This is a genomic window from Streptomyces sp. MST-110588, from assembly GCF_022695595.1.
GTDB lineage: Bacteria > Actinomycetota > Actinomycetes > Streptomycetales > Streptomycetaceae > Streptomyces.
Window position 1 is genome coordinate 4031354 of sequence record NZ_CP074380.1, and the last position, 16214, is coordinate 4047567.

Genomic DNA, 16214 nt, shown 5'->3' on the forward strand with positions numbered 1-16214 from the left:
TGAGGGATTGGTGCCTGGTGAGCCAGATTGTCGTCAAGCGCCCGCCGAGAGTTTTTCCGCCGGACGTTCCCAGTGGAGAGCTACGGCTCGAAGCGCCGCCGGAACTGCCGCGCGGACAGCAGGAGGGCGTGCTGATGCAGCTCCTGCCGATGATCGGCATGGGCTCGTCGGTGGTCTTCTTCTTCATGCCGGGCATGCCCGCGTTCATGCGCGTCATGGGCGCGCTGATGCTGGTCTCGACGATCGGCATGGTCATCGCCCAGGTCGTCCGCCACCGCCGCGGTACGCAGGGAGAGATGGCGCAAAGTCGCCGTGACTACCTCAGGTACCTGGCCCAGACCCGGCGCAGGATCCGCCGTACGGCACTGGCCCAGCGCGACGCCCAGCACTACCTCCACCCCGGCCCCGACCAACTGTGGGCGGTGGTCGCCGAGGGCAGCCGCGTATGGGAACGGCGGATCGGCGACGCGGACTTCGCCCAGGCCCGCATCGGTCTGGGCACCCAGCAGCTCGCCACCGCGCTCATCGCCCCCGACACCGCGCCCGTCGACGAGCTCGAACCACTGACCGCGGGCATCATGCAGCGCTTCCTGGCCACCCACGGCTCGCTGCGCAACATGCCGGTGGCGGTGTCGCTGCGCGCCTTCTACCACGTCACCGTCTCCGGCGACCCCGACTGTGCCCACGGGGCGGCCCGGGCCCTGATCGGTCAGCTCGTCACCCTTCACTCACCTCAGGACCTCATGGTCGCCGTGGTGGCCGCTCCGGGTGCGATCGGGCGCTGGGAGTGGACGAAGTGGCTGCCGCACGCCCAGGTGCCTGGCTCGGTGGACGGTGCCGGCACCCGCCGTCTCTTCGGCGACGACCTCAGTGAGATCGAAACGCTGCTGGCGGATCAGCTCGCGGACCGCCCACGCTTCAGCCGCGACTCCCCCGCGCTGGTCGAGCAGCCGCACCTGGTTCTCGTCCTGGACGGTGGCCTGGTGCCCCCGGACTCCGCCTTCGCCGCCCCCGAGGGTCTGCAGGGTGTCACCGTCATCGAGGTCGTCTCCGGTGAACTCGACGAGCCCCGCGGCGGCCTGTCCGTACAGGTGCACCCCAACCGGCTGCGGCTGGAATCCGCCGTCTCCCGCTACGACGGCATCCCCGATCTCCTCTCCCTCGAACGCGCCGACACCCTCGCCCGCCAGCTCGCCCCCCTGCGCGTCGATGTCGACGACGACGGCGAGCCGCTCCTCGCCAACCTAGACTTCGCCGACCTCCTCGACCTCGGAGACCCCGGCGCCATCGAGACCGCCCGCACCTGGCGTCCCCGTTCCCAGGCCGAACGCCTCCGGGTCCCCATCGGCATCGGCGAGGACGGCCGGCCCGTCATGCTCGACCTGAAGGAAGCTGCCCAGAACGGCATGGGACCGCACGGCCTGTGTGTCGGCGCCACCGGTTCCGGCAAGTCCGAACTCCTGCGCACCCTGGTTCTCGGCCTGTCGGTCACCCACTCCTCCGAGACCCTCAATTTCGTCCTGGCGGACTTCAAGGGCGGCGCGACCTTCGCCGGCATGTCCCATCTGCCGCACGTGGCGGCCGTCATCACCAACCTCGCCGACGACCTCTCCCTGGTCGACCGCATGGGTGACTCCATCCGCGGCGAACTCCAGCGGCGTCAGGAACTCCTGCGCCGGAAAGGCAATTTCGCCAACATCCACGATTACGAGAAGGCGCGCGCCGCCGGAGCCGCACTCGCTCCGCTGGCCTCACTCGTCATCGTCATCGACGAATTCAGCGAACTTCTCACCGCCAAGCCCGATTTCATCGACATGTTCATCCAGATCGGCCGCATCGGCCGGTCGCTCGGTGTCCACCTCCTCCTTGCCTCCCAGCGCCTGGAGGAAGGCCGCCTGCGCGGTCTGGACACCTACCTCTCCTACCGCATCGGCCTGCGCACCTTCTCCGGCGCCGAATCCCGCGTCGCTCTCGGCGTGCCCGACGCCTACCACCTCCCCACCGTCCCGGGCTCCGGCTATCTCAAATTCGGTACGGACGAAATGACCCGCTTCAAGGCCGCATACGTCTCCGGGGCCTATCGCCCCGGCATCGGCCACGCGAACGAAGGCCCGCTCCCCGTCGAACAGCGCGCGGCCCTCTTCACCGCCTCCGTGGTCCCCGTGTCCCACGCCGCCCCGGCTCCGGATTCCTCCGCCACCGCGTCCTCCGCCGCGTCCGCCGCATCCACCACGCCTGCCGTCGACGACGCCCTCACCGACACGGTCCTGGACGTGATCGTCCGCCGCCTGGAGGGCCAGGGCCCGGCCGCCCATCAGGTCTGGCTCCCGCCCCTGGACAAGGCTCCCTGCCTGGACCAACTGCTCCCGGCACTGACCACCGCCCCCGACCGTGGGCTGCACGCATCCGGCTACCAGGGCGAGGGCAGGCTGTCCGTACCGCTCGGCCTGGTCGACAAGCCCTTCGAGCAGCGCCGCGAGATCCTCTTCCACGACTTCTCCGGCGCCCTGGGCCACCTGCTGGTGGTCGGCGGCCCCCAGTCCGGCAAGTCCACCTTGCTGCGCTCCCTCGTCGGCGCCTTCGCCCTGACCCACACCCCCGCCGAAGTCCAGTTCTACGGGCTCGACTTCGGCGGCGGCGCGCTGTCCTCCCTCACCGGCCTCCCGCACGTCGGCTCCGTGGCTTCACGTCTGGACCCGGAACGCATCCGCCGTACGGTCGCGGAGGTGGCCGGCATCCTGGCCCGCCGCGAGGAGTACTTCCGTGCCCACGACATCGACACCATCGCCACCTACCGCAGACGGCGTGCCGACGGACATATCTCCGACCAGCCCTGGGGAGACGTTTTCCTTCTCGTCGACGGCTGGGGCACCTTCAAGGACGAATACGAATTGCTGGAGCCGGTCGTCACGGACATCGCCTCCCGCGGCCTCGGCTTCGGCATCCACGTAATCGTCACCGCATCGCGCCACATGGAGGTCCGCGCGGCCCTCAAGGACCAGCTTCTCGGCCGCCTCGAACTGCGCCTGGCCGATCCCATGGATTCCGAATTCGACCGCAAAACCGCCGCCAACGTTCCCTCCGGCGTCCCCGGCCGCGGCCAGACCCCCACCCGGCTCCACTTCATGGCCGCGCTGCCCCGTACCGACTCCGCGAACACCGCCGACGGCCTTGCCGACGCCACCGCCGACTTCGTACGTACGGTTGCCGCGGCCTGGCCCGGCCCGCCCGCACCCGCGGTCCGCCTGCTGCCCCACAAGGTCCCCGCCCACCAGCTTCCCAAGGGCTCCGATTTCCCCGAGCGCGGTATCGCCCTGGGTATCGACGAAACCAGCCTCGCGCCGGTCTACGTCGACTTCGAAACCGACCCCTTCCTCCTCATCTTCGGCGAAAGCGAATCCGGTAAAACCGCTGCCCTTCGCCATATCGCTCAAAAGATCTCCGAACGCTACACCCCTGACGAGGCCAAAATCGTCGTCGGCGACTACCGCCGCACCCTCCTGGACGCCATTCCCGCCACCCACCTCCTCGAATACGCCCCCACCGACTCCGCCCTCACCGTTCACATGGAAGCCCTCGGGAGCCTCATGGAACGCCGCGAACCCACCCCCGACGTCACCCCCCAGCAACTTCGCGACCGTAGCTGGTGGGCCGGCCCCCGCTTCTTCGTCCTCATCGACGACTACGACCTGATCGCCACCAGTACGGGCAACCCCTTGACCGTCCTCGCCGACAAACTCCCTTTCGCCCGCGACGCCGGCATCCACTTCGTCATCACCCGCTCCACCGCCGGCGTATCCCGCGCCCTCTTCGAGCCCGTCCTCCAACGCATCATGGAACTCGGAGCTCAGGGCCTGATCCTCTCCGGCGACCCGAACGAGGGCGACATCCTCGGCAGCGTCCGGCCCCATCCCATGCCACCGGGCCGCGCCCATTTCGTCTCCCGCAAGCGCGGCACGCCGCTGGTACAGCTCGGATGGATGTCCGAAGGGTAGGTCCGGCCGGGCTCGTGATCGGAGACCCGAGACCTGAGATCTCTATATAAGGAATGGGTGGGAAACTTAACCCGCCCACCCTCCCAATTCCCGTGCACAGCGCGCGAGATGACGCCAGGTAGTCGGTTTGCCACGGACCGTGCCGACCCTCTAGCGTTCGCGGCAACAAACAACCCCGGCAGGTGCTGACAACACCGGCCGGGGTCTGACCGACAAGATCAACCCAAGGGATCTCGTGGCGTACTCAAACTCTATCGCTGCCCGGCACTCGTCCGCACACCCCATGGCCCGACCGGGTTACGGAAAACGCTCCGCCCCCGGTCAACTGCCGCGCCAGCGCGACACATTCAGCCATCTGCCCGAGCGTGAGGCGTATCTCGCCGCCTTCATCGACCGGCTGCCGGACGGCGCCGCGATCGGCATCAAGGCCCTGGCAGAGGCCCAACCTCGGTACGGGCAACAGGCGGTGGCCACGGCTCTGCGCAACCTGTCGGTGGCCGGGCACCTGCGGCGCGTGCACCTCGGCGCCGGTGAGGGCCCCGGCAAGCTCGTGACCCGCACGTTCTTCTCCCGTACGGCACGCGACGACGCCTGGTGGGCGACGTTCCTGCGCGACGACGGCACCCCGCACCGAGCCCCGAACGGGCTCCAGAACCAACTCCCGCATCAACTCCCGCAGCGCCCCCCGTACTGGCTGCCGCATCGGCTCCCGTACTGGCTGCCGCGACCGCGCAGGTACCGGCTGGGCAGCCCGCCGCACCCATGACCGCGACGGCTGCGCCTGCCCCCGCCCCTGTGCGGGAGGCCCGCTCGCAGGCGTACGAGACGCTGGCCCGCCTCGGGCACGTCGACGACCGGCTGACCCTTTCGGCCGCCGAATGCGCTGCCCTGGAGGGGCTGGCGGGGGAATGGCTGGCGCGCGGGGCCGGAGAGGGGCAGCTCGTGTGTGCGCTGACCGCCGGCCTGCCCGCCACGGTCTACAGCCCGGGCGCTTTCGTCCGTACTCGACTCACCGGCAAAATCCCACCCGAACGAGTGACGCCGCCGTCTACTGCTCCGGCCCCCGCGCGCGCCTTCGCACCCGTCCCCGCCCCTACGTGGATGGTGGAGTGCACCGACTGCGGTATCCCCGGCCCGGCCGAAGCACTCGCCGGCGGCCTCTGCCGCCCTTGCCACGGCGACCCGCCACCCGCTCCATCCGTCCCGCTGACTCCCATCGAGGTCCATGCCCACGCCGCGCGCGTCCGCGCCGCCCGCATCACTTCACCTCGGTGACACATCGGCAGCGCCGGGTGCGTCCTCCGCCGCCCCGGCACCGGCATCGTGCTTGGGAGCCCCGGCCGCCACCATCAAGCCCGCGACCACCGCCGCGAGCAGCATGATCGCCGCGCCCCACCCGATTGCAACCGTAAACCCGTGCACCACACCGTCCTTGACGACACCGTCGCGTACGCCCCGCGGCACCCGGCCGCCCGTATGTGCCGCGCTCGCCGCCAGGTGGGAGCCGATGTACGCCGTACTGGCCGACGTCGCGATCGTGTTGAGCAACGCCGTACCGATGGAACCGCCCACCTGCTGCGCCGTGTTGACGGTCGCGGAGGTGACGCCGGAGTCGCGTGGTGCGACGCCGGCGGTGGCCGTGGCCATGACCGGCATGAATATCAGGCCCATGCCCAGGCCCACCAGGATCTCGGCGGGCAGCACATGCGACACGTACGCGGGCTCCGCCGTCAGGAACGTCAGCAGGAACAGGCCCGCCGCCGCCAACAGCCCTCCCGGAACCATCAGGGCCCGAGGCGGCAAATGGTGCAGCAGCCGTGCCGAGACCTGCGTGGATCCAACAATGATCGACACAGTCATCGGCAAATAGGCCAACCCGGTCTTCACCGGCGAATAACCCAGCACCACCTGGAAGTAATACGTCATGAACAGAAACATCCCGAACATGGCGATGGTGGCCAGCGCCATGGTGAGGAATGCACCCGCCCGATTCCGATCGCGAACGATATGCAACGGCAACAGCGGACCGGGCGCCCGCGTCTGCCACCACATGAACGCACCCAACACCACCACCCCGCCCACGAGCATCCCCACCACCAGCCCGTCGTCCCACCCCCGCGGCTGCGCCTCACTGCACCCGTAAACGATGGCGACCAGCCCACCACACCCCAGTACGACCCCCGGCACATCCAGCCGCGCCCGATGACTCCGCCCCACCCGATCACGCAGAAACACCACCGCACCGACCAACGCGATCAACGCCACCGGAACATTCACATACAAACACCACCGCCAGTCCAAATACTCGGTGAGCAACCCACCCGCAATCAGCCCGATAGCCGCCCCACCACCGGCAATCGCCCCATAAATCCCGAACGCCTTCCCCCGCTCCCTCCCATCCGTGAACGTCGTCGTCAACAACGACAAAGCGGTAGGCGCCAGCAACGCCCCGAAAACCCCCTGCAACGCCCGCGCCCCGAACAACAACCCCTGCCCGGTCGCGGCACCACCCAACGCCGACGCGACCGCGAACCCCACCAGCCCGATCATGAACGTACGTTTCCGCCCTGCCAGATCCGCGATCCGCCCCCCGAGCAGCAACAACCCACCAAAAGCAAGCGTGTACGCAGTGATGACCCACTGCCGATTGGTATCCGAAATCCCCAACTCACGCTGCGCCGACGGCAACGCGATGTTGACGATGGTCGCATCCAGCACCACCATCAACTGCGCCAGCGCAATAACAACAAGCCCCCACCACCGCCGCGGATCGCCCCCAGAAGCGCTACGAACGGTCTCCACCCGCCCTACACTGCTCCGGCTCATGACGCCCCACTTCCGCCGGCCGATCACGTACGGGGTCTCACACACACGGGCTCACGGGCTCCCAGGCCCCCTCACCCACCCAACCCACCGTAAAACACCCCACGTCCCCCCGCCCCCGGAACCAATTCCCCTGACAACCAGCTACTGACCGCCGCCGCAGGCCCCAGCCGGCCTTGATGAATCCCGCACCGACCCGCCGACCAAGGATTCCTGCCGCGCGCCCCACTGCGCCCGATCCTTCACCCCTCACCACACTCGGAGGGACTCTCTCACCCGAACTCGTCTGCCAGATCTTGAACGGCGCGACTGATAGTTTGCCTCTGCGGTAGACCCCCGCCAGGATCAGTGATCCTTTTCACGAATTCACGAAATTCCTGGCGGGCGCCCTCATCGCCATCTTGAAACCTCTCAACAAATATTTCCGTCACCATCGTCAAGTATTCACTCAGAAGACTGGCAGTAGCGTCATCTGGCGGCGTGTGTGGCGGAAACTCCCAGGAAGCCGTCAAGTACTTCGCCGGATTGCTCAGCATCCAACCGACGAGCTTCCCGTCTGCAGCAAGGAGATCCACATCCTGCGCGAAGCGGACCCTGAAGCACGCCTCTGCCGTGCGGGACTCAGGTTCCTCAAGGCACACCAAAGCTTTGCCGTACGGGTCGGCCCATCGAATGACTGTCGCCGGTAAGCCGAAATTCTGCTCAGTCGTTGCGTGGAGACCCCCGTGTACAACTCTCACTCGGAACCATTTTCCACAAAGACCCGAGTCCTCGCACACCACCTCGGGGACTGAAAAGAAGGCGCTATGCAAGTTCCGGTCAGTCTTCCTGAAACGAAGCTCATCGTCCCCTGACCAGAGCCAGTCGAGACTGCCAAACGTTTCTGAATACTGGCGTTCGCGCTCGCCCGTGTCGGCGTAGTCGCCGACAGCCAAGAAAAGTCCTGACAGACAAAACCGAGGAATATGCGGCAGTATCATTTGATTCACTTGCGCTTTGACTTCACGCGTCAGTGCGATCTGCAATGCAACATTCCTTCCATTTTGCCCAAACTTCGAAATGGCATCCACGATGCCCCTGGCGCTCACTGCGATCGCTTCATCAGAATCACCGGAGTGGCCCATCGAGCCCTCCATCCTCCATGGCAATATTCCTCCCGGCGCGTTCGGAACAGTCGACGCAACCTCTCACCAGCACTGAGCGCATGGCATCAATCGCTGGCTGGTATGGCGGGTGCTCTGGTTTTGGGGACGGAGCTCTTGAGCTCCTCACCCATTTCCGCCTCACTGAGGGGAAATGCGCAGAATACACTCAAGGGGATTTTACGGACATCCGCAGAAGTACGTGGCCCAACTGGATATAACCAAAAAACAGCAAAATGAAACTGAGGGCCCGCCGCATGCACGCACGACGACCTCGGCCCCTGGTCAACATCCGCATTCGCCCTCGAAAGCGAAGACATGTTAGCACTGGTACGCGAAACGGAAAACGCCCCGCATCCAAGATATATACTCACCACCATCATCGATAAGGGGAATCAGACGGTACTGAACGCCTTCATTCACTAGGCCATCAGCATCGAACAAAGATATCGTCGACCAGGGAAGATTGTGATGATCGGGCAGTGACCTACCAGCTCGGCGCAGACGTGACGAGAAACGTCCTTTCCTCGGGTAGCTCTTACGCGCAACTTTGGCTGAGAAGCGGGAAGAAGCGAGTAGCGCCACTAGCCGTTAACGGTAAAACTGACCTCGGTTCTCTCCGCCGCATGGTTGCGGGGTGCTGGGAGAGCGGGGCAGACGAAGTGCTGTTGGCTCACCCATTGCATACGAACAGCTCCGTGCCAGTGATGCACACGGCGGCATCGGTCTCGTCTCTGCAGGAGGCTGCGCGGCAATGGCGTGGTCACCTATTGCTTGTGTCATCGTCTTTCGACGGAGCCTTGCTGTTCCCAGCGCCTGGTTATGCCCTCATCGCAGGCGACTGTCGTTTCCTGTCGGGGGCTGTATCCGAGGGTATCGACCAGGCGCGCGCCAATTTTTCCAGGTACGCAAAGAGAGTCGAAAGCAAGTGGCCGAGCCTAACTGAGATTGCCAGATCATTCCCGCCGCGCAAGGGCGCCTGGTCGAAACCCGATGATGTGGCTACCGAGAGCGGAACGGCCGAGCAGTTGAACCTCATGCGGTCTCTCGCAGATGGACGCATATCCCCTACCCATTTCGCCGCGGACTGGACGGCCGCACGGCGTCGGGCCATGAAAGAAGGTGACCGCGTGCGTTCTCCACTCAGTGTAGCTCTCAATGAAGTGTTTTGCGCCCTTGAGGACTACTCGATCGATCCTGCTTACAAAGAACCAGAAGACCTTACGGATGAAGAGCTGGTTGCGCGAGTACGCGAGGTCCTCGATGGTCTCGTACGCCAGAAGTGATATTTCAGTGCAGACCAGACCCGGGTGAGGCAGTAGCAGCCATTCATCGCGTAATACACCATCACAAACGTTTCGCCCTGACGAGAGAATCTCCTAACGTTCGGGGCGGGGCGGAAGAGGTGCCGAGAAGAGCACGGCCAGCGAATGCTGAAAAAATCCCAGCGACGGACAAAATAAGCGAAATGGCATATCCATGCAAAGCTTCAGCTACACCGAAGTTAACAGATTGCTCAGCGAGCGGCCATTCTTTATCGAAAGGCCTCGCGAGCAGGTGTGCCCCTCTTGCGGAGCGCGATCTGTACGTACTTATGTTTATCGGGCGGGCACGGAGTCACGCCCCACTCTCATTACGTACTACTGGTGCGCCAACTGCCGGAAAGTCAAAGGGTGGACAGGTCCTGATCCTGGAGACCTGGCGTTCTCTGATCCGCTGGAAAGGATGTCGCCGCAGGAACGTGACGTGGTGTTGCGTAGTGTAAATCGTCTCTTTCTTCTACTGGACGATCTGTGGGCCGCTGGTTCACTGCCGCAAAAGTTCATCAGAGCCACTAACTGATAAATACGCAAGAACTCACATGTCAGACCCCTCACCACAGGAAAACAATGTGCGACAGGCAGAAACCGTCCATTGCCCCTACGCTGGACCGATATTGCGGCTCCTCGCGTGGCCGGGTGTCGCCGACTGTTGACCACTCGCTTCGCAGTTCCGGGTCGTACACGTATTTGCCGTCCGTGTATACACCGTGATAGGTGAAATTGTCGTGTTGAACTCCTTTTGTCGAGGTCTGTGGCACGGCGATCTCTTCCCTTGACGGAGTCGTGAATTCACGATTTTCCCATGCCCTTCTGATCTCCGCAGAAAGTACTCGGCGAGTTCGGAACAATCGACGCTGCCGCCCGCAGACGCAGGCCTCATTGCCCCTATCGCCGGCTGATGTGGCGGGTGATCTGGGTGCGGCGGCCGGAATTCATAGGTTCCTCGTCCCCGCCCGTTGGGCTGCAAGACATCAGGGTGAGCGGCTCGACCCACGAACTTGTGTTGCGCACGTACCCGACTGGCTCGGGGCCGGGCTCGAGCCAGTCGGGGGTCCTGGGACACATAAGGCCGGAACCTGGGTCGTAGTGGTGGTGGCAGTTGTAGTGAAGTAGCGATTCGGAGTCGAAGTACTGCCCCGGGAAGCGTAACGGTGTGTACGCCGTAGCGTGCGGGCTCCAGGTTGTGGCGCCCCAGAGGGAGGGTCTGGTTACCGGACTCGTAGTAGGCATAGGTCTCGGTCCAGTTGGCGGCGTTGACGGCGGTGACGCGGCCTGCGCGGTCGAGGTCGAAGGTGCGGTGGCCCCGGATGGAGTCGTCGATGCCGGTGAGGTTGCCGTCGGGGCGGTAGGTGTAGGTGCGGGAGGGGAGGGGGACTGGGGGAGGTGCTCGTGGAAGTTAGAGATTGGGAGGTTAGGCGGCCGATGGGGTCCCACTTGTGGATGAGGGGGAGGGTGTCGGTGAGGTGGCGGGTGGTTTCTCTGCCGATGGCGTCGTGGTCGAAGGTGAGTGGGTGGCCGGAGGCCGACATGTGGGTGCGGTTGCCGGCGGGGTCGTACGCGTAGGTGGTGACGAGGCCCGCGGCTTTCTTCTCGGCGAGGTGGCTGAGGGGGTATAGGTGGTGGCCTGGCCCAGCGCGTCAGTGCGCGTGGTGAGTCGGCCCGCCGCGTCGTGGATGTAGGCGAGGACGCGGTCGTCGAAGTCGGCCTCGGAGCTCAGGCGTCCGGCGCCGTCGTACGCGTAGTTCCAGGTCAGGCCCTGGGGATTGGTGACCTGAGTGATGCGCAGCTCGGTGTCGTGGCTGAAGGTGTGGCGGGTGCCGTCCGGGTCGGTGCGAGCCGCGAGCAGCTCGAAGTGGGTGTATGTGAAGCGGGTGGTCTGGTTTAGGGCTGGGCTAGGGCGCGCTGGGTGGGGCGGACGTTGTCATGTTTGACAAAGTCGATGCGAATCAACGATTACGAAAAGGCGCGTACCAGTCTCTGGGTAGTCCTTGGATCCTGGAGATCTCGCCCAGTGTGTCGTTGATCAGTGCAAACGTCTTGAACGTCAACGGGTAGTAGATGGTGAACATTGCGTGTTCTTTCGTGGTGATTGTAAGTCTGCTGTTTTCCGGGTCGGCGATTGACAGGGTGGCCAGAAACCCGGAGCTCTCGTCTTGGAGCACCGAGACGGGGGACTTTTGCGCAGTGGCAGTGACGGACATTCGCCACAAGGTGGTCCAAGAGCCGTCGAGATTCCTATATAAGTCTCCCCAAACAGTCTTACGGATCGATGATGCAGTGTATTGAGGCGGTTCCTCACTGGGCCCTTCTACGGGGTGATGGATGCCAGCCATTTCATCTCCTGATTGAGTTTACCGAAAAAAACCTGAATGGAATATCGTCTTTCCGGGAACCCCTTCTCCTGCTTCGCGCACTGTTATCAGGCCGAGCCGGCGGCTTTCAGCTCTTGAAAATATGCTCGGCGTGTCGGCGGGAAGTGCCATGTCAGGGACATAGCTTCTTCCGTAGTCCCTCGCTACGCATCGGTCATCCCGGGTAGTAGAAGTGGCGCTTCTCGCCGACCTGCTGGTATCACTGCACTTCGCGTCACGCAGAATCCAGCGCTCTAGGGCTGTGCTGCATGGGAGTGAGGCTCAGCGCGTTCGGGGCGTTGGTATATTCGGCGATCACGCGCGTGCCTTTGGGTGATTCGCACTGATAACGCCATCCGTAAAATCCAGGGCTGTTGCAATAACCATAAGCCCACCACCGCCGAGGACCCGGCTCCCTGTCGCCTCGGCTCGTCCCTGCACCCGACTCTGGCTCGGGCTCACGAGGATTCGCCTTCGCCGTTGGTCGGTCGACGGTTGCTCGTGTAGCTCGCCAACTGGCTGGGCGCATCCAGTGCATGTTGCCTCCTGGAGGTCGACTACCTGAAGTCGTGGGCTTCGATTTCCGACATGCCCATGGGCTCAAATACGGGAATTATGCGACGTAGGTACCAGCTGAAGTCGCAGAACTGGGAGCCTTCTATGTTCTTACGATTCACGGTGATGTTCAGCGATGCGGACTGTCGTCCGGGGTGGAAAAGAAAGTCGCCTCCGTGGCGATGGCCGTCCAGTAGGACGGTGATGCCAAAAGTGGTGTGTTGGGCGTCGGCTCCTTTGGCCATTTCGATTACCTGCTGAACATGTGTGTAGTCAACTCGGACCCATTTGAACATTTGGGCCGAGTCTACGACGTACGCCACCTTTCCCTCGTAATGAAGTGACATGCCGGCAACACGGAACCGCTCCAACGTGGCGGCCGTGTCGAGCGGAGTGATGAAATTGAAATCGATGTCGGCGCTTCGGGACACGGTGCATCCTCAGGTCTCGGCTTACATGGGTATGACATCCCACAGGATGCCTTTTCTGGCAAGCCAGTTGCTAATTTGTGCGGGTATCTCCTTCTCGGGAATGGCCATGTAGTCGATGTCTTTTCCCACTGCTATTACTGACTTCTGACCCTCGGTCGAGAAGAAAAGACCTTACGCGTGCGCTTCGGGCTTTCGATTATGTTTTGCCAGAAGTCTCCCGGCTTCGCCTCGTACCAGGTCTCGCGTCCCGTTGCGGGGTGGATGAAAGCGCCATCGAATTGGCGCTCCATTTGCGAGAATTCGCCTACCCCGCGCAAGTGATTCACGAGGTGTTCCTCGTAAGCTTCTCCGTACTCCTGGGCGATGCGCCCACCGCTCTTGCGCTCACACGCAGAGAGTGCAAGCGGGTCTACCTGTTTATGCGGGCAGGCTACATAGCTGCTGACGTTTGGTGCGGGGGCGAGCGGAGAGGGTCGTTCGACAGGTCTCGCCCGGCTTCGGCCGCATAATAGCGTTGCAGATTGTAGCGAAGTTGAGTCTCAAAATCGAAGTACTGCCCCGAAAACCGCAGCGGCGTATACGCCATCGCGTTCCCGTTCCACGCCGACGTGCACACCGTCGGCTCGGTGCTGTGTGTTCCGATCGGGCGAGTAAGGAGCACTTCATGCGCCCTGCCCCCCTACATCACGCAACCATGCGTCGGAGAGGGGCCAGATCAGTTTTCCTGTTAACGGCGAGTTTCGCCACGCGTTAATTCCCGCTCCTTAGCCAGGAAGGAGCGTAAAAGCGTTCAGAGGAAAGGACTCGACTGGTCACATCTGCGTCGATATGGTGAGGCACTTCGCGATCGCCACAACCCTCCTTTGTCGATAGTATCCTGGAATTGCGCGTCGCTAAGGCTCCATGCCGAGAAATCTAGCTACGTGACTCCGACGGTCTAGGTGGCTAGCTTTTCGGGTTTCTGCCGGAATTCGTGCACAACAACCCAGTACTCGTCGTCTTCTACGGAAATGGCGCAGATGCGTCGACCATCCCCAGATACAGCGACAAGAGAGGGGTCCCCTTTGTGACTAGCCAGACGTGTCGCTAGGTCAAGGCCAGCCACTGGGTCCTTGACGAGGTACCACCCAACGTCGGCGGCGCATACTGCGGGTCCGCAAATGATGACTTCATCGTTTGCACTATAAAGCCGATTGCGTTGAGACTGTTCTCTCCAGTGAAGGTCCAACTGACTCAACGCATCGGCGAGTGCCCGGCTGACGGACGCCGTGGGCTCGGCGTCCATGCTGTTTACGATCTGCAACGCCTTAGTTGGGTCGGGCAGCGATCGGTTACATGATTCGTTGAGGACACGCATTCCTGCTGCGGAAATAGCGGCGCGCCATTTTGTTATGACTTCCTCAGTGGTCATCGGTTCCTTTCGCAAGCTTGCATATCATGGTTAACATGAGTCTCAGCCGTGCACATCTCGTTCCTTGTAGCGCGTTCCTATGCCGGGGGAATTAGCCCGGCCGAAATTGACGCCGGCACGTGATTCGACGTCTTTTGGCGGGTCTTCGAACTTGAGCGGTGCGTCTTGTCGGGCGCACTGACTGTTCGTCACACCGAGTGATATGCGCGGCGGGAGGGGCCCTGGACGCAGGGAGCCCGTGGCCCTGAGTGATCATTTCTGTTCTCTACGCAGAAGGATCATTGGGGAGCCACGGGCTTGGTCAACGATGCGAGGTTGCTGCTCGGCCTCGACGGGGTGTCTGTCGTGCGAGTCGAGTCGCTGGCCGACCGGACGCGACGGGTGCGCCTGATCACGGCGGACGATGCGGCGCGGGCCTGCCCGTCCTGCGGGATCTTGGCCTCCGGGTGAAGGGGCCGGCAGTGACCTGGCCGCGTGATCTGCCCTCGGCGAACGGGGGCTGGGGTTCTTCTGGCACAAGCGCCGCTGGTGGTGCCGCGAGCCGACGTGCCCGAGGAAGTCGTTGACCGAGAGCATCGCCCAGAGACCGGCCGGTGCGCGGATCATTGTCCGGCTGCGCCAGGCAGCCGGACACCGGGTACGGGAGGCAGGCTCCACGGTCATCCAGGCCGCCCGTGACCTGCATCTGTCCTGGCCGACGGTGATGGCCGCCTTCCGTACAACGGCGCGCGAGGTGGTCGACGCCCCGCTGCCCGAGGTGACGGTGCTGAGCATCGACGAGGCCCGCCGGGGCAAGACGAGGTGAGAGCAGGATCCCGGCAGCGGCAAGTGGCGTCCGACCCGGGATCGGTGGCACACCGGGTTCGTCGCCGCGGCCGGCCGCGGCGGGCTGCTCGGCCAGGTCGAGGGCCGCACCGTCGCCGACGTCCTGGCCTGGCTGTCCACCACACCGCTGACCTGGCGAAAAAGGATCCGCCACGTTGCCATCGACATGTCGCCACCTACCGTGCCGCGATCCGCACCGGCCTGCCCGACGCCACCGTCGTGGTCGACCACTTCCACGTCGTCCAACTCGCCAACAAGATGCTCTCCATGGTCCGTGGCCACACCACCGCCGAGATGCGCGGACGCCGCGGACGCGCCAGCGACCCGGAGTGGAAGGCGAGGCGGCGTCTGCTGCGAAACCGCGAGGGCCTCACCGACGAGCAGTTCACCACCATGTGGAACCCGCTGCCGGCCGAAGGGAAGATCGGCCGCACCCTGCTGACCGCGCGGATCGCCAAGGAGTCCCTGTGCAACCTCCTCGTACTGGCCCGCACCGGCGCCAACCGCCACCGCATCGGCCACGCCCGGCGGAAGTTCCTGACCTGGTGCGCAGGCGCCGACACTCCCGAGGCCCGCCAGCTCGCCACCCGTGGACCGCTGGTGGACCGAGATCGCAGCATTCATCGACACCGGCCACATCAACGCCAAGAGCGAAGGGACCAACCGTGTGAGCAAGCTCGTCGCCCGCGCCGCCTTCGGGTTCCGCAACGCCGACAGCCAACGCCTGCGCACACGGTGCGTCACCATCCGCCGAGCCCGCGGGCGCCTCCGCACCGCTCAACTTCGAAGGCCTGGCTTGTTCGGTGAGGGTGGGGCCGTCCCAGGTGAAGTGCGTGGATCGGAGGTGATGGTGCCGTCGGGAGTGAGGCGGTGTTTGGCGGTGCGGCGACCGAGAGGGCGGAAGGCAACGCGATATTCGCAATCATCACGTCCAACACGACCATCAACTGCGCGAGTGCGCTAACGACCAGCCCCCTTCACCGCTGAGAGGCCGGCCCCTCGCCCCGCCGACCCGTCCCTCCACCCGACTCTGGCTAGGGCTCTGGCTCATGAGGATCCGCCCCCGCCATGGTCAACAGTCAGTGGTCACTTGCCGAGCCGCCGTGCCATTGGTCATCGTCGTCCGGCCTCGGCTCCCAATCGATAACCCAGCGCGCCTCTTCGAAAAACTGCTGCAGGGATGCGAAGTCCTCGACCCACTCATCACCGCCTTCGTGCGTGAAGTCGGGGTCGGCGGCAGTGAGGACGAGGAAGCTGGGCGGGTCGTCAAGTAGCTCCTGGATCTTCACGTACTTGCCCTGATCGTCTCCCGCAGAGATTCTTCCCAAGGTGTTGATTTTGATCACGCTGCGCTCTTTC

Annotated in this window: 12 protein-coding genes; 6 read left to right on the plus strand and 6 right to left on the minus strand. The window is 64.0% G+C overall.

Annotation, left to right across the window (positions count from 1 at the left end):
• Nucleotides 1-17 precede the first annotated feature (17 nt).
• The 3 genes from eccCa (at nt 18) to KGS77_RS17720 (ending at nt 5270) form a co-directional block, all read left to right on the plus strand.
• On the plus strand, nt 18-3995 hold the full coding sequence (gene eccCa / locus KGS77_RS17710; RefSeq protein ID WP_242582915.1) for a type VII secretion protein EccCa: 3978 nt from the start codon (nt 18-20) through the stop codon (nt 3993-3995).
• Between the two features lie 283 nt (nt 3996-4278).
• Nucleotides 4279-4761, plus strand: a complete 483-nt coding sequence (locus KGS77_RS17715) for a hypothetical protein (RefSeq protein WP_242582918.1) — start codon at nt 4279-4281, stop codon at nt 4759-4761.
• On the plus strand, nt 4758-5270 hold the full coding sequence (locus KGS77_RS17720) for a hypothetical protein (RefSeq protein WP_242582921.1): 513 nt from the start codon (nt 4758-4760) through the stop codon (nt 5268-5270). Before KGS77_RS17715 ends, KGS77_RS17720 begins: the two co-directional genes overlap by 4 nt.
• On the opposite strand, the gene KGS77_RS17725 is transcribed toward KGS77_RS17720, so the two are convergent.
• Nucleotides 5259-6797, minus strand: a complete 1539-nt coding sequence (locus KGS77_RS17725) for an MFS transporter (protein WP_242582923.1) — start codon at nt 6795-6797, stop codon at nt 5259-5261. The genes KGS77_RS17720 and KGS77_RS17725 overlap by 12 nt on opposite strands.
• 293 nt (nt 6798-7090) lie before the next feature.
• Nucleotides 7091-7942, minus strand: coding sequence for a hypothetical protein (locus tag KGS77_RS17730; RefSeq protein ID WP_242582926.1), 852 nt, complete (start codon nt 7940-7942; stop codon nt 7091-7093).
• Between the two features lie 500 nt (nt 7943-8442).
• On the opposite strand from KGS77_RS17730, the gene KGS77_RS17735 reads away from it, so the two are divergent.
• Nucleotides 8443-9246, plus strand: a complete 804-nt coding sequence (locus KGS77_RS17735) for a colicin immunity domain-containing protein (RefSeq protein ID WP_242582929.1) — start codon at nt 8443-8445, stop codon at nt 9244-9246.
• 1447 nt (nt 9247-10693) lie between these two features.
• Here the strand turns inward: KGS77_RS17735 and KGS77_RS17740 are convergent.
• From KGS77_RS17740 to KGS77_RS17755, 3 genes are all read right to left on the minus strand, one after another.
• The gene (locus KGS77_RS17740; protein WP_347404587.1) at nt 10694-11068 is read right to left on the minus strand and encodes an RHS repeat domain-containing protein; all 375 of its coding nucleotides are present in this window, start codon (nt 11066-11068) and stop codon (nt 10694-10696) included.
• Between the two features lie 1122 nt (nt 11069-12190).
• Complete coding sequence (locus KGS77_RS17750) at nt 12191-12619, minus strand: hypothetical protein (RefSeq protein ID WP_242582932.1); 429 nt, start codon at nt 12617-12619, stop codon at nt 12191-12193.
• Between the two features lie 430 nt (nt 12620-13049).
• Nucleotides 13050-13205: an RHS repeat-associated core domain-containing protein gene (locus KGS77_RS17755; RefSeq protein ID WP_242582935.1), complete on the minus strand. Its 156-nt coding sequence runs from the start codon at nt 13203-13205 to the stop codon at nt 13050-13052.
• A 1387-nt stretch (nt 13206-14592) separates the two neighbouring features.
• On the opposite strand from KGS77_RS17755, the gene KGS77_RS17760 reads away from it, so the two are divergent.
• Nucleotides 14593-14835 carry a helix-turn-helix domain-containing protein gene (locus KGS77_RS17760; RefSeq protein WP_242582938.1) on the plus strand — a complete coding sequence of 81 codons (243 nt, stop codon included), beginning with the start codon at nt 14593-14595 and terminating at the stop codon, nt 14833-14835.
• Nucleotides 14836-14879: 44 nt separating this feature from the next.
• Nucleotides 14880-15662: a transposase gene (locus tag KGS77_RS17765; RefSeq protein WP_277994235.1), complete on the plus strand. Its 783-nt coding sequence runs from the start codon at nt 14880-14882 to the stop codon at nt 15660-15662.
• A gap of 272 nt (nt 15663-15934) precedes the next feature.
• On the opposite strand, the gene KGS77_RS17770 is transcribed toward KGS77_RS17765, so the two are convergent.
• Nucleotides 15935-16201, minus strand: a complete 267-nt coding sequence (locus tag KGS77_RS17770; RefSeq protein WP_242582944.1) for a hypothetical protein — start codon at nt 16199-16201, stop codon at nt 15935-15937.
• Nucleotides 16202-16214: the final 13 nt, after the last annotated feature.